Source organism: Paenibacillus sp. FSL W8-0439 (assembly GCF_038008995.1).
Lineage (GTDB): Bacteria > Bacillota > Bacilli > Paenibacillales > Paenibacillaceae > Paenibacillus > Paenibacillus polymyxa.
The window spans coordinates 56421-70965 of sequence record NZ_JBBPAK010000001.1; the positions used below are offsets into that span (position 1 = coordinate 56421).

Below are 14545 nucleotides of genomic sequence, written 5' to 3' on the forward strand. Positions count from 1 at the left end.
CCTTCGTTTGAATCGTTCCGGATTAGGCAAAGATAGAATCTATCGGAATAGATTAAGAGGAAGCGGAGGTCAAAAAGCGATGAAGCAAATTTTGATCATTACAGATGGATGCTCTAACGTAGGGGTTAGCCCAGTGATGGCGGCTGCCCAAGCTTTACGTGAGGGAATTACAGTGAATGTCGCCGGAGTCATAGATTATGGAACCATCGGCGAGCTTGGGAGCGCAGAGATTCAGGAAATTGCTAAAGCAGGGGGAGGGTTTAGCCAAATCGTCGGTACGAAGCAGTTGGCACAAACCATGCAAATGATGACGCGCAAAACAGTGGTTCAAACGATTCAGCAGGCGGTTAATAGAGAGTTAACGCACATTTTGGGTGAGGGCGGCGCCCGGCATATCGGTGAACTGCCTCCGGCCAAACGAGCCCAGGTAGTTGAGGTAATGGATGAACTGACAGAAACAAGCCCTCTGGAAATTGCTTTACTCATTGATGCAAGTGCAAGCATGAAGCCTAAGCTGCCTGCTGTAGAGGATAGTATCCGCGATTTGCTGCTCAGTTTACAGTCCAGAAGCGGACTCAGCCGTATATCTGTATTTCATTTTCCGGGTGGACGAATGGGAGAAGACGCAGTCATGGATATCGGGTGGACCTCTGAGCTAGACCAGATCAAGTCGATATTCGGACGCTTGCGGATGAAAGGAGCGACACCGACAGGACCAGCCATTTTACAAGTGATTGATTATTACCGATATGTTACACTAGGGGAACAGAAAGATCTGGAAGAATCCTATGGCAAAGGAGAAGGGATGCTCGGTGACTACGTCGTCTGATCCCGTTCTTGCACCCGGAACGGTCATCAAGGGCAAGTGGAAGCGGAGTAGCTATGTCATCCAGCGCTTGCTGGGCCGGGGAGCGAACGGAACTGTATATTTGGTAAAAGAAGCACAGGCCGATCGGCAATTTGCTCTCAAAATGGGAAAGAACACGCTTGATCTGCAATCGGAGATTAATGTGCTGACCACATTACAGTCTCAAGGGACTCAGGCTGCCCTCCAGCGGAATGGAAATCCTTCCTTCTTGTTTGAAGTGGATGATGTAGTGTTACGCAATGGGGAGATCCCCTTTTATGTTATGCGATACGTTAAAGGAGATCCGCTTCATAAATTTGTGGCAGCCAAAGGGTCTGAATGGTATGGTGTGGCTGGGACTGGCATACTGAATCGTCTGGCCGATCTCCATCAGGCAGGATGGGTGTTTGGCGACCTGAAGCCTCAAAATATATTGGTCAATGCCTATGGAGAGGCTGAGTTGATTGATTATGGTGGCGTGTCCCTTGCAGGTCGGAGTGTTAAACAATTTACAGAATGGTACGATAGGGGATTTTGGAATGCTGGTAGCCGAAATGCTGATCCCCAGTATGATCTGTTTGCCTTTGCTCTTTTAACGGTTCATATATTGGAGAGCGAATCGTTAAAGGCGGCTGCGAGTAGGCTGCCGCAGCTACGTAATACGGCAGAATTGACAGTCATCATTCGTCGCAGTCGTGTATTACGCCCCTACGCCGAATGGCTGCTGGGTGCAGTACGTGGAGAATATTCCGATACTCGTGCAGCGGCCCGAGCTTGGTCGCGTCTGGCTTCCGCGCATGTCAGGCAATCATCTGTCAAAAGAGGAAATCCACGCTGGTTGGGATATGCTTTCACGGTATCGCTTTTGCTGCTTGCTGGAGCGCTCTGGATTGCGTTAAGGTAGCAGCATGACTTACATAAGATAATAGAGGATCATCATTTTAACGGTCGGGAGAAAAGAGGGTCGTGAATGGGAACAACAAAACCGACCGGTGTTGTACAGGAAGTGCTCGCTTTGGCGCGAGAACATTCCCTGTGGAGCCCCGGAGACCGCATTGTGGTTGCTGTATCCGGCGGACCGGATTCGGTGGCCCTTTTGCACATTTTACATGAAATATCCGTTATACATATGCCATTACAACTTGTCTGCGCTCATGTTCATCATGGCTTCAGGCCAGAGGAATCGGATGCGGAGGCTGAAGAGGTACGCAATATTGCCCGAAGGCTCAAGCTTCCATTTGAAATGATCCGGGTTGATGCACCCGCTTATATAAAGGAAAGCGGCAAGGGTCCACAGGAAGCGGCCCGTGAGCTACGGTACAGCTTTTTACATGATACGGCTACGAAGTGGGAGGCACAGCATATTGCTATGGCTCACCATGGCGATGATCAAGCGGAAACAGTCCTCTTGCACTTGCTGCGCGGTAGCGGACCGGCGGGTTTGGCGGGTATGCGTTTGGCACGCACCGAAAAAAATGTGCAACTCATTCGCCCGCTGCTTCGTATGTACAAGGCTGACTTGATTGAGTATTGTAACTTTTATGGTCTTTCCTATGTGACAGACAGCACTAATTTATCGACCAAATACCGTCGTAATGCCATCCGCATGGATGTGCTTCCTTTTTTGGGGCAATATAATGAGCAACTGACACCGTCCCTGAACCGGCTGGCCGAAACGATGGCTGACGAAAATGATTTTATGGAGGCAGCTACACTGTCGGTATACGAGAAAATGGTGCATTTCAATAATGGCAGGTACATGTTTTCCATCGCATCATACCGTAAGCTATCCGTTGCTTTACAACGGAGGTTGATTAAACTAATATTAAATTATCTGCCTTCGGACAGTGGAAATTTTGATTTTCGTAAAATTGAGACCGTTCGACTAAGACTTCTCCAGGAGACAACTTCTACATGGAGCTTGGACTTGGGCGGCGGTGCGGTTGGAGTCCGCGAATATGACCAGGCGGTTTTGTTTGACCGTACGCAAGTCGTTATGGGTGAATGGAGCTATGGACTGAGCGTATTGCCTATTTCCGGTGAGCTTGAGTTGCCTGAAGCGGGTGGTATACTCCGGTGGCAAAGAGCTTCCTATTTGGATGGACAACATCCGGCCAATGAGGAAGAAGCATGGTTCGACGCAGATGAATTGACTCTGCCGTTGACTGTACGCTCGCGATTACCTGGAGATACCATGTATGTAATGGGATTAAACGGAAGAAAAAAGGTTAAAGATATTTTTATTGATGAAAAAATACCTCCTTCAATGCGTTCCGTTATTCCCATCGTCTGCGACCATTCTGGAGTTGTTCTCTGGATTCCGGGCGTACGACGTTCTGTACATGCTGCGGTGCAAAAGCACACGTCTTCGGTTATATATATGTCATGGCAAAGACGAGAGAGTCCGGGGCACCGGTAATTGCGCAGGAACGGCTTTCATAGTATAAACTTAGGAGGTTTACACCGTTGCAAAATGATATTCAGGAAGTATTGATCAGTGAAGAAGAAATTCAGAGTAAAATCAAGGAATTAGGCGCACAGCTTAGCGTGAAATATGAAGGGAAAAATCCATTGGTGATTTGCGTGCTGAAGGGTGCGTTTATCTTTATGGCCGATTTGGTTAAATCCATTACAGTGCCGTTGGAACTTGATTTCATGGCTGTATCTAGTTATGGAGTATCCACCAAATCATCAGGCGTCGTTAAAATCATCAAAGATTTGGACGCTTCCGTAGAAGGACGCGATGTTCTGATTGTCGAAGATATTATCGACAGTGGTCTGACACTGACACATTTGATTGAATTGCTTAAGAATCGTAATGCCAATTCGGTATGTGTCGTAACTTTGTTCGACAAGCCTGCACGCCGGACAGTTAACCTTGAAGCTGATTACACTGGATTTACACTTCCGGATGCGTTTGTTGTCGGCTATGGTCTGGACTATGCCGAGCACTACCGGAACCTCCCATACATAGGGATTTTGAAGCCGGAAATCTACACCAGCTAATCTCAGCCTCCAGTCCTAGGACTAAATAGGGTCCTTTGTTGAGAAGGGCTTACAGGCTATGGTAAAATAACTTAAGTGTCTCGAGAGGAGGTAGGGGATGAATCGGTTCATCCGGAATTCTGGTTTTTATTTGATTCTTTTTTTAGTTGTGGTGGGTATCGTTCAGTTTGTTAGCAACAGTAACGAAGCCTCCGATCTCCCTAGATATGACCAATTACGGCAAGAGGTTAAAGCTAATAACATCTCTAAAGTAACGGTCCAATTTGACGGTTACGCCTATCTTGTAACCGGTGCATATAAGAAGCAGCCGGCTAATGCTAAATCAACCAATTTTTCCGTATACGTTCCGCCAACGGATCAAGCACTAAGTGAACTGGTGAATGCCAGCGAAACGAACGGGTTTGAATACGTACAGAAGAAAATGGAAGGCGAAAGCATTTGGCTGACATTTTTGACTTCTATCATTCCTTTGGTGATCATGTTCCTGTTGTTCTTCTTCCTGTTTAATCAGGCACAGGGCGGTGGCGGCAAAGTAATGAACTTCGGCAAGAGCAAAGCCCGTCTGTATAACGAAGAGAAGAAGAAAGTTACCTTCGAAGACGTAGCAGGGGCTGACGAAGAGAAGCAGGAGCTTGTCGAAGTCGTAGAATTCTTGAAGGACCCACGTAAGTTCGCAGCCGTGGGCGCTCGTATTCCAAAAGGTGTTCTGTTAGTGGGCCCTCCAGGTACGGGTAAAACACTCTTGGCGAGAGCTGTTGCAGGCGAGGCCGGAGTGCCGTTTTTCAGTATCTCAGGTTCTGATTTTGTAGAAATGTTCGTCGGGGTCGGTGCTTCCCGTGTTCGCGACCTGTTCGAGAATGCGAAGAAGAACGCACCTTGTATCATCTTCATTGATGAGATTGACGCTGTTGGACGTCAACGTGGCGCCGGATTGGGTGGCGGACATGATGAACGTGAGCAAACGCTCAACCAATTGCTCGTAGAGATGGATGGATTCGGCGCAAACGAGGGCATCATCATCGTTGCTGCTACTAACCGTCCGGACATTCTAGATCCAGCCTTGCTTCGTCCTGGACGTTTTGACCGTCAAATTACGGTTGACCGTCCAGATGTTAAAGGTCGCGAAGCAGTATTGCATGTACATGCACGCAACAAACCATTAACGAAGGATGTTAAATTGGACGTCATTGCGAAACGTACAACAGGCTTTACGGGCGCTGATCTGGAAAACTTGTTGAACGAAGCTGCCTTGCTGGCCGCTCGTCGCAACCGTAGGGATATTTCGATGCGAGAAGTAGATGAAGCTATCGACCGCGTGATTGTAGGTACTGAAAAACGCAGCCGCGTAATCAGTGACCGCGAGAAACGAATTGTTGCTTATCATGAAGCAGGGCATACGATTATCGGTTACTTCCTGGAGAATGCCGATATGGTTCACAAGGTAACTATTATTCCACGTGGACGTGCAGGCGGATATGTCATCATGCTTCCGAAGGAAGACCGCATGCTGACAACCAAGCAGGAATTGCTGGACAAAATCACTGGATTGTTGGGTGGACGTGTTTCCGAGGAGCTGTTTATTGGTGAGATCGGAACAGGGGCTTATAGTGACTTCCAACAAGCGACAGGCATTGCGCGTAGCATGATCGTGGAATACGGTATGAGTGAGAAGCTCGGCCCGATGCAGTTCGGAACTTCCCAAGGTCAAGTATTCCTTGGACGTGATATCGGTCATGAGCAAAACTACAGTGATCAGATCGCTTATGAGATTGACCAGGAGATGAATCGCTTCATCACTGACTCCTATGAGCGTGCTAGAGAACTCTTGACGAAGCATTCGAAAGAGGTTCATTTGATCGCTCAAACCTTGTTGGAAGAAGAAACTCTGGAGCTTGAACAAATCAAACGTTTGATCGAGACAGGTTCTTTGGACGGCAATACGAATGAGGGAGAAGGAACACCGGAAAACGGTGAGCCTGTGATCGACAACATCGGTGATGTTCGTGTACGTATTCAAGGTAAGGATGACGAGCCTAAGAATACAACAGATCAACCGAACGATATCCCTAATCTGCAAAAACCAGAGGATGATAACAATTCAGGCAATTCCGGCGGTACTCCACCGACAACAACCTGATCATCTGATGGATAGTTGAATAAGCATATATGTAAGCTTCGGGGAACCAGATCCTATTGGTTTCCCGAAGCTTTTTTAAATGTGGAAGATTATTGCTGACGTGATTTGACAGACACAGGAACGTTGTGTACATTTATTGTTAAATAAACGGCTGTCGCCTTCCTAGCTTAAAAGGCCAACAGCCGCTGCAATCGACTTACTATCATTTTGAACATATCCGTGAGCGCATACTGTACAATCTATGGTGTGCGCTATTCTTCTGTGAAATCAGGTGAAAGGCATGATTCCAAGATATCTAGTTGATTTTGATGTAGCGGAATTGACCCAATACGAAGCCGACGTCTTAATCATCGGCTCCGGTATTGCGGGCTTATATACAGCGATTAAGGCTGCGGAGAATCGGAAAGTGTTGCTGATTACCAAGAAAACTTTAATGGAAAGCAACACACGTTATGCTCAAGGCGGCATTGCTGCTGTCACATCGGACGAGGATACACCGGCTTATCATATGCAAGACACTCTGATTGCTGGTGCAGGTCTGTGTGAACCCGAGGCGGTCAGAACGCTTGTTCATGAAGGCCCAGAAGGTATTAAAGAGTTAATACGATTGGGGACAGCCTTTGACCGTGTGGATGGTGAACTAGCGCTAACCCGAGAGGGGGCGCATAGTCATCGTCGCATTTTGCATGCAAATGGAGATGCCACCGGTTATGAAATCGTGCGTGCCTTGTCACAGCAGGTTGTCGCCCATCCCGGTATTGAGGTGTGGGAAGAGTGCATGGTCATTGACCTGCTGACTGAGCATGGTGAGTGTATTGGGGCCCTCGTTCAAATGCCAGATGGAGAAAGGTCGTATATCATTGCCAATGCAACCATTTTGTGCTCAGGAGGTAGCGGGCAATTATACCGTTACACGACTAACCCGGATATCGCAACTGGGGACGGTATTGCTATGGCTTATCGTGCGGGGGCAGTTGTACGGGATATGGAATTCGTACAGTTTCATCCTACGGCGTTGTGCCATCCGGGCGCTCCAAGGTTTCTAATTTCCGAAGCCGTACGGGGAGAAGGGGCCGTGTTACGCAACATTCATGGAGAACGCTTCATGGACAAGTACGATTCCCGGCAGGAGCTTGCACCCAGAGATATCGTAGCTCGTGCGATCATCCATGAGATGGAACGCACTCAGTCTACGTTTGTATACCTGGATATTACACACGAGCCGCCTGAGCGGGTAAAGCAACGTTTTCCAACGATTTATCGGACATGTCTGTCATATGGGTTGGATATGACGACAGGCTGGATTCCCATTGCTCCTGCTGCCCATTATATGATGGGTGGTATCCAGACTAATCTATACGGGGAAAGCTCTGTTAGGCGTTTGTTCGCTTGTGGAGAGACTTCTTCCACAGGTGTTCACGGCGCTAATCGTCTGGCGAGCAATTCGCTATCTGAAGCTATTGTGTTCGCCAGTAGGATTATCGAGCGGCTGCATTCATTGCCACCGCTGGTCGGCCATACTTTGATATCTTACAGTGATAACCGTGCAGAGTTCCAGGCTTCATCCGTCGTGGGACAGCGACATAAGCTGCAAGAAACGATGGTTCATTATGCTGGAGTTCGTCGGCATAGTGAAGGGCTGCAAGCAGCTTTAGAAGAGCTGCACGGGCTAGTGCCTGTCTTTCAGGCTGTGATCACCAGCCGGGAAGAGATCGAATTCGCCAATTTGCTCACCTGTGCTTTATTAGTAGCAGATGGTGCGCTACTGCGTGAGGAGAGCCGGGGGGCACACTATCGTGAGGACTTCCCTGAGACAGATGATCGCATGTGGCGAAAGCATGTTCAGCAGCGACGTGAGCAAGGCATAACGGAGGAGAGCGTTCATGACATCTAACAGCGAGCTTTATGGAGAGTTTAGCGGGTATCAGGAAGAGCTGACGGCACAAATTCGCAGCTGGCTGCGAGAAGATACAGGTTCTGGCGATGTGACCACACGTTGGACGATTGAGCCGGGCCACCAATCCAAGGCTGTCATTCATGCCAAAGAGAGCGGCGTGATTGCGGGTTTACCTGTGGCGGAACTTGTATTTCGAGTAGTGGACCCTTCCTTGTCGTTCACTCCGTTGGTGACCGATGGCCAATGGATTGAAAAGGGGAGCGTTTTGGCAGAAGTGAATGGGAGTACTCATGCGATTTTGACCGGGGAGCGATTGGCATTAAATTTACTTCAGCGGATGTCCGGTATTGCAACGCGGACGCGGACTTTTATAGATCAACTGCATGGACTTTCTACGCGCTTGGTGGACACACGTAAAACAACGCCAGGACATCGACTGTTAGAGAAGTATGCTGTGCGTGTAGGTGGCGGCTCGAATCATCGCTTTGGTCTGTACGATGCGGTTATGATTAAGGATAATCATATTAAGGGCGCGGGTGGGATTGCACAGGCGGTCAGCCGAGCGCGCGCGCATATACCGCATACAATGACGATCGAAGTAGAGACGGAAAACATGACGCAAGTCCGGGAAGCTCTGGAGGCTGGGGCGGATATTATTATGCTGGATAACATGTCCGTCCCAGATATGAAGGAAGCCGTTCGCTTCATTCGTGAACAGGCCCCACACGTCAAAACAGAAGCCTCAGGCAATGTATCGCTGGATACAGTGCGTGAGATGGCTGAGAGCGGCGTAGATGTGATTTCTGTAGGCAGGCTGACATACTCTTTTCATAACCTGGATATCAGCCTTGACCTTAACGCTAAGAAAGATAGGTGACACCGATTGATTCTTGTAGTGGATGTAGGTAATACCAATATTGTTCTGGGGATGTATGAAGGGCGCGAGCTGTTGCACCACTACCGGATCAGCACCTCCAGACAGGCAACCGCGGATGAATACGGCGTACTCATACATAATCTTTTTAGTATGGGCGGCGTATTAAAGGATGACATTCAGGGAGTTATTATTTCCTCTGTCGTTCCGCCGTTGGTCCGTGTATTAGAGGAAATGTGCGATAAATATATAGGCAAAACGCCGTTAATCGTCGGACCGGGAATCAAGACCGGTCTTAACCTGCGTTACGAGAATCCGCGTGAAGTAGGTGCGGATCGGATCGTGAACGCTGTTGCGGCTGTAGAACGGTTCGGCGGGCCTCTCGTTGTGGTGGATTTTGGAACGGCGACGACGTTTGATTGTATTGACGATAAGGGAAACTATCTGGGTGGAGTCATTGTGCCGGGTATCGGCATTTCGACAGAGGCACTGTATCAACGGGCTTCCAAGCTCCCTCGTATCGAGTTGGAGAAACCCAAAAAGGTTATTGGTCGGAATACGGTCCATGCCATGCAAGCCGGGATTATTTTCGGTTACGCTGGACAAGTGGATGGCATTGTGAGGCGCATTAAGGAAGAAATGCAGGCAGAACCTACAGTTATTGCTACCGGAGGTCTTGCAGAGCTAATCGCATCAGAGACAGAGAGCATTCAGAAAGTGTTGCCGATGTTGACGCTCGAAGGATTACGCATCATTTACCAACGTAACGCCGAATAAAAAGTGGATATAAGCTGCCGCTGAGTCAAGCCGATGATCTTATCGGTTTGGATTAGCGGCGTTTTTCGTCTATACTGAAATATGTTACGTTTTTGAACAATTCGGTGATCTGTTAAGGCAGGTTGTTTATATAGTGGGAAATGATGTTTCAAGGATGAGGAAATACTAACGAAAATAAGCAGCATGGCTGCCTTGGATAATAGGGGAGGATATCAATATGGAAAATAAGCAGGATCGACTTATTCGCGGTACAGCCATGGATGGAAGGGTTAGAGCCTTTGCGGTTCGGACAACTCAATTGGTAGAAGAATTGCGGAGAAGACATGATACTTATCCTACGGCAACTGCTGCTTTGGGACGAACTCTCACAGCAGGTGCAATTATGGGTTCCATGCTCAAAGGCAAAGAAAGACTGACCATTCAAGTCAAAGGTGATGGGCCGATTGGTCAAATCGTCGTGGATGCCAATGCTGTAGGGGAAGTGCGAGGGTATGTTACTGAGCCCCATGTGCATTTGCCAAGCAATAGTATGGGCAAACTGGATGTAGCGGGTGCAGTAGGTACAGAGGGATTTATTCATATCATCAAGGATTTGGGATTAAAAGAGCCGTATCGCGGTAGTATCCCGATTATTTCAGGTGAACTTGGTGAAGACTTTACCTATTATTTTGCCAAATCCGAACAGACTCCGTCAGCGGTGGGTTTGGGTGTGCTGGTAGATACGGATAACTCCGTTATAGTGGCCGGCGGGTTTATTATTCAATTGCTTCCAGGTTTGAATGATGATGAGATTACTGCTATCGAAAATGCAGTCGGCTCCATTCCACCCGTTACCGCTCTGTTGGATCAAGGGCTAGAGCTTGACGAAATGCTGCGTTGGATGCTGCCGGACGTTCGAATCCTTGATGAAATGGATATCCATTTTCAATGTGAGTGCTCACGCGAGCGCGTAGAGAAAACATTGATCAGTCTGGGAGAAAGTGAATTGAAGCAATTGATTGAGGAAGAAGGACAGGCTGAGGTCGTGTGTCACTTTTGTAACGAGGCTTATCAGTTTAATAAGGATGAATTGCAAAATCTGTTAGATCAAGCCAAGGCCTAACCGGATAGGCGGTGTAAGCGATGACTACACGGGAAAAGGGATTATGGACAGCTGTCATTATTCTGACCGTTAGCGTCGCCGCCTTGGGTGGTCTTATCATGCTTCGGGGGCTGTTAAAGCCGGGTGATGTAAGCAAGGATGACGGCGATCATACTGTGGCGGAGATGGGTCAGGAAGGCATATCGGAGGAACAGTGGGTAGCGGAACTGAAAAAGCGATATGGAACGAATACGCTGTTGCAAATGTTGAATCGTAAAGCCGTGCAGGCTGAAACCAAGCGTCTCGGTATCAAGATCACCCAAGAGGATTTACAGCAGGTGCTGGAGCAGGATAGCAAAGGGTACGACTCAGAACACGCCTACTTTGAGGAAATGCAGCGACAATTTGGCCTAGATCCGGTTGACTTGCGGAATGAAGCGGAGTACCGAATTGGCTTGGAGAAAATAGCCACGCAAGGTATTCAGGTTGAGGAAACGGAGATTGACGAGTATTGGGAACAGCACCCTGAGGAATTTGCCGTTGGTAAGCAGATCAAACTGGCAGCTCTTTATGTGGCCAAAGCAGAGGAAGCAGAGGTGTTGCTGGATCGGGTTAAGCAAGGAGAAAGCTTCGACACGCTGCTTCGGGAACATTCAGGCTCAGGTAATCTTCTCGGCGAGGATCATAGCGGACAGCTAGGATGGGTGGATGAATATGACCCATATCAACCGGAGGCGATCATGAAGGCGGCAAGAGAACTAAGCTCCGGGGACGTTGCAGGTCCCATCTCCATTAACGATGGCTATGCGGTCATTTATGTACAGGATGTCAGGCTAAAGAGTTCTTCGGATAAGCGGCAGATTCGTCAGCAAATTCGCCGGTCGCTTGCGCTTGCACAAGCCGCTCCTTTGGATGAGGTCGAGAAGAGTCTGCGTGATAAATATGGAGCTCGTATTTTATCTGGGAAAGAGGTACCTTCCGCTTCTCTATAGCGTCGTAAAAGAATCTAGATTTGAAGGAAGCACGGTGCGGATAACGCGGGCGAACAGCATTGTAGCTTATTTACTCGTATTGACAATGGAATTGAAGATTGTTATGATTAGCGTATAAAACCAACTATTTTTATCGGAAATTAAATGAACGGCATAACACGAAGAATGATTTACCTAGAATCATCTACAATATGTTTTCGCAATTTTTAATATATCATCTACAGTCAGGGAGGAATTATCATGGCTAAAGTTGTTAATAACATCACCGACCTTATCGGGGAGACTCCCCTCGTTCGCCTCAACCGGATCGTACCGGAAGATAGCGCCGAAATTTATTTGAAACTGGAATATCAGAACCCAGGCTCCAGTGTAAAAGATCGTATTGCGATTAGTATGGTGGAAGAAGCTGAGCGTGAAGGTCTGCTTAAGCCGGGCGGTACTATTATTGAAGCAACTAGCGGTAACACAGGAATCGGCTTGGCTATGGTTGCTGCTGCGAAGGGGTATAAAGCAGTAATTGTTATGCCAGAAACGATGAGTATAGAGCGTCGTAATTTGCTGCGTGCTTATGGAGCCGAGCTTGTGTTAACACCTGGCTCAGAGGGTATGAACGGATCTGTTAAGAAAATGGAAGAGCTATTGAGCGAAAACCCGGATTATTTCGCTGCCGAGCAGTTCAAGAACAAAGCTAATATCAAAATTCACCGTGAAACGACGGGTCCTGAGATCGTAGAAGCGATTCGTTCCATTGGCGGCACTCTGGACGCTTTTATAGCAGGTATAGGGACTGGTGGAACTATTTCCGGTGCTGGAGAAGTGCTTAAAAAAGAATTCCCTGATATTAAAATCGTGGCTGTAGAGCCCGCTTCTTCCCCATTGCTAGCAGGCGGCAAGCCAGGACCTCACAAAATTCAAGGGCTGGGTGCCAACTTTATTCCTGAAATTCTAAATCGCGATATCTATGACGAAATTTTTCATGTAGAAAACGATGAAGCTTTCGAGGTAGCGCGTAGAGTGGCCAAGGAAGAGGGCATTTTGTCCGGTATTTCTTCTGGCGCGGCTGTTCACGCGGCCTTGAAGCTTGCTAAGCAATTGGGCAAGGGTAAGCGGATTGTTGTCATTATTCCAAGTAATGGCGAACGTTACCTGAGTACACCACTATACAATTTCGAGCTGTAATTATGTCGTAATTGTGTATACTATACGTAAGGAAACCCTCATTTCCCTGTAACCGGGGGATGAGGGTTTCTTTGTAAGGAGAAGAATGCAGACTTTTGGCAAAGTAATGGAAGGGGTAGCGCACACAGATGAAATGGACAGCTAGAGTGACGGAGGCGCAGTGGCAAGCCTGGCAGAAGGAGGGCTGGAGTATACTTCCCTATATTGCTGAGTACCCATTGCCCGGAGGCGGATTGCCTCCATCGTGGCGGAGGGCTTGGGAGGATTCGTCGCCATATGCCTTCTTGCTGGAGAGCGCTAAAGGTGGAAGATATACGTATCTGGCCTTGAATCCGGTTGCTATATTGGAAGGCAAGGGGGAACAAGCAGTTTGGACTGATTTGCAAAGCGGGGAGCATGGTGCTATACATGGACAACCTTTGACAGTCATGAACGATTGGATCGCCCCTTACCGTGCGCCACGTGTACCTGGCATGCCTTTTTTCTCTGGGGGATTTGCAGGCTACCTGGGCTACGATGTAGCTCGCTCGTTAGAGCGTTTGCCAACTCAAGCTGCAGACGATACCGATATACCTGATTATGTGTGGATGCGGGTGAATGAGCTATGGATTTATGATCATGAAACATCATGCTTATACTGTGCTGTTCATATGCCTAACCCTGTCCGCTTCGGTGAATTCAGTAGTCAGACTGATTTGGCAAATGAGGTTATGTTGAATGAGACCGCATCGATACTTGGCAAGCATTATGCGGAGGCGGTCCAACGTACAGAACGCATGTTGACTCAGTGGAAGAACATTATACATGCGGGAGAGACTGATCCAGCTTACCCTCTTCGTTGTGCTCGGTTGTCCGAAAAAGGATTAGAGGCTGTTCATCAGGAATCTGAAGGCTGGAAAACGGCATTCAGTCAACAAGATTTTGAACATGCTGTGAAACGTGTGCAGGAATACATTGCTCAAGGAGATGTATTTCAGGTGAACTTGTCGATTCGTCAGCAACGTACGCTTGCAGCCCTTCCTGAGAATATATATGAATGGCTTCGTCTGCTGAATCCTTCCCCTTATATGGGGATGCTGCGCATGCCAGATTTGCGGATCGTCAGTGGCTCACCGGAATTGCTGGTGAAGCTGGAAGATGGACGTGTGAGTGCTCGACCTATTGCAGGTACGAGAAGAAGGGGACTAACACCGGATGAAGATGCCGCTATGGCCGCAGAGCTTCTATCAAGTGAAAAAGAACGAGCCGAGCATATTATGCTCGTCGATCTGGAGCGTAACGATATCGGCCGGATTGCTGAATACGGATCGGTGCATGTTCCTGAATTGCTGACTGTCGAATATTATTCGCACGTTATGCATCTGGTTTCTCAGGTTGAGGGGAAGTTAGCCACGGGTCGTACAGCTATAGACGTAATTGCTGCTACCTTCCCGGGTGGAACCATTACCGGAGCTCCTAAGGTGCGTACGATGGAAATTATTGAAGAATTAGAGCCCGTCCGTCGGGGTCCTTATACGGGGTCCCTTGGATGGATTGACTATAATGGTAATATGGAATTAAATATTATAATAAGAACACTAGCTGTAAAGGGGAACACTGCTTATTTACAGGCAGGTGCGGGTATTGTCATTGATTCAGACCCGTACAGGGAATATCGGGAGTGTCGGAACAAGGCCAGAGCTGTCATGAAGGCGGTACAATGTGGGGAAGAAGAAGCCGCTTTGAGCAGGAGCGGTATCACAGGAGGGTGAGTCT

General features: G+C 48.1%; 12 protein-coding genes. All 12 read left to right on the plus strand.

What is annotated here, in order from left to right:
* Nucleotides 1-79: 79 nt before the first annotated feature.
* Nucleotides 80-829 carry a vWA domain-containing protein gene (locus MKX36_RS00270; RefSeq protein ID WP_016818910.1) on the plus strand — a complete coding sequence of 250 codons (750 nt, stop codon included), beginning with the start codon at nt 80-82 and terminating at the stop codon, nt 827-829.
* The gene (locus MKX36_RS00275; protein WP_016818909.1) at nt 813-1751 is read left to right on the plus strand and encodes a protein kinase domain-containing protein; all 939 of its coding nucleotides are present in this window, start codon (nt 813-815) and stop codon (nt 1749-1751) included. Before MKX36_RS00270 ends, MKX36_RS00275 begins: the two co-directional genes overlap by 17 nt.
* Before the next feature lie 66 nt (nt 1752-1817).
* On the plus strand, nt 1818-3266 hold the full coding sequence (tilS, locus tag MKX36_RS00280) for a tRNA lysidine(34) synthetase TilS (protein WP_263559717.1): 1449 nt from the start codon (nt 1818-1820) through the stop codon (nt 3264-3266).
* Between the two features lie 47 nt (nt 3267-3313).
* Nucleotides 3314-3853 carry a hypoxanthine phosphoribosyltransferase gene (gene hpt, locus MKX36_RS00285; RefSeq protein ID WP_013368693.1) on the plus strand — a complete coding sequence of 180 codons (540 nt, stop codon included), beginning with the start codon at nt 3314-3316 and terminating at the stop codon, nt 3851-3853.
* Nucleotides 3854-3950: 97 nt separating this feature from the next.
* Entirely contained in the window at nt 3951-5990 is a 2040-nt protein-coding gene (ftsH, locus tag MKX36_RS00290; protein ID WP_340864016.1) for an ATP-dependent zinc metalloprotease FtsH, read from the plus strand.
* A 280-nt stretch (nt 5991-6270) separates the two neighbouring features.
* A complete protein-coding gene (gene nadB, locus MKX36_RS00295; RefSeq protein WP_340864017.1) occupies nt 6271-7884 on the plus strand; it encodes an L-aspartate oxidase in 1614 nt (537 codons plus the stop codon).
* Nucleotides 7874-8764 (plus strand): carboxylating nicotinate-nucleotide diphosphorylase, encoded by an 891-nt coding sequence (gene nadC / locus MKX36_RS00300; RefSeq protein WP_016818905.1) that lies wholly within the window; start codon nt 7874-7876, stop codon nt 8762-8764. The genes nadB and nadC overlap by 11 nt, the downstream gene beginning before the upstream one ends.
* 6 nt (nt 8765-8770) lie before the next feature.
* Nucleotides 8771-9538: a type III pantothenate kinase gene (locus MKX36_RS00305; protein ID WP_013308148.1), complete on the plus strand. Its 768-nt coding sequence runs from the start codon at nt 8771-8773 to the stop codon at nt 9536-9538.
* Between the two features lie 217 nt (nt 9539-9755).
* Nucleotides 9756-10640, plus strand: a complete 885-nt coding sequence (hslO, locus tag MKX36_RS00310; RefSeq protein ID WP_016818903.1) for an Hsp33 family molecular chaperone HslO — start codon at nt 9756-9758, stop codon at nt 10638-10640.
* Between the two features lie 20 nt (nt 10641-10660).
* A complete protein-coding gene (locus tag MKX36_RS00315; protein ID WP_017427050.1) occupies nt 10661-11611 on the plus strand; it encodes a peptidyl-prolyl cis-trans isomerase in 951 nt (316 codons plus the stop codon).
* 240 nt (nt 11612-11851) lie between these two features.
* Nucleotides 11852-12790, plus strand: coding sequence for a cysteine synthase A (cysK, locus tag MKX36_RS00320; RefSeq protein ID WP_016818901.1), 939 nt, complete (start codon nt 11852-11854; stop codon nt 12788-12790).
* 128 nt (nt 12791-12918) lie between these two features.
* Entirely contained in the window at nt 12919-14541 is a 1623-nt protein-coding gene (locus MKX36_RS00325) for an anthranilate synthase component I family protein (RefSeq protein ID WP_340864018.1), read from the plus strand.
* Nucleotides 14542-14545: the final 4 nt, after the last annotated feature.

What these genes read in the sequence shown, in the direction of transcription:
- MKX36_RS00270 (WP_016818910.1), top strand. Translation starts at nt 80, where the DNA reads ATGAAGCAAATTTTGATCATTACAGATGGATGCTCTAACGTAGGGGTT.
- tilS (WP_263559717.1), top strand. Translation starts at nt 1,818, where the DNA reads ATGGGAACAACAAAACCGACCGGTGTTGTACAGGAAGTGCTCGCTTTG.
- ftsH (WP_340864016.1), top strand. Translation starts at nt 3,951, where the DNA reads ATGAATCGGTTCATCCGGAATTCTGGTTTTTATTTGATTCTTTTTTTA.
- nadB (WP_340864017.1), top strand. Translation starts at nt 6,271, where the DNA reads ATGATTCCAAGATATCTAGTTGATTTTGATGTAGCGGAATTGACCCAA.
- nadC (WP_016818905.1), top strand. Translation starts at nt 7,874, where the DNA reads ATGACATCTAACAGCGAGCTTTATGGAGAGTTTAGCGGGTATCAGGAA.
- hslO (WP_016818903.1), top strand. Translation starts at nt 9,756, where the DNA reads ATGGAAAATAAGCAGGATCGACTTATTCGCGGTACAGCCATGGATGGA.
- MKX36_RS00315 (WP_017427050.1), top strand. Translation starts at nt 10,661, where the DNA reads ATGACTACACGGGAAAAGGGATTATGGACAGCTGTCATTATTCTGACC.
- cysK (WP_016818901.1), top strand. Translation starts at nt 11,852, where the DNA reads ATGGCTAAAGTTGTTAATAACATCACCGACCTTATCGGGGAGACTCCC.
- MKX36_RS00325 (WP_340864018.1), top strand. Translation starts at nt 12,919, where the DNA reads ATGAAATGGACAGCTAGAGTGACGGAGGCGCAGTGGCAAGCCTGGCAG.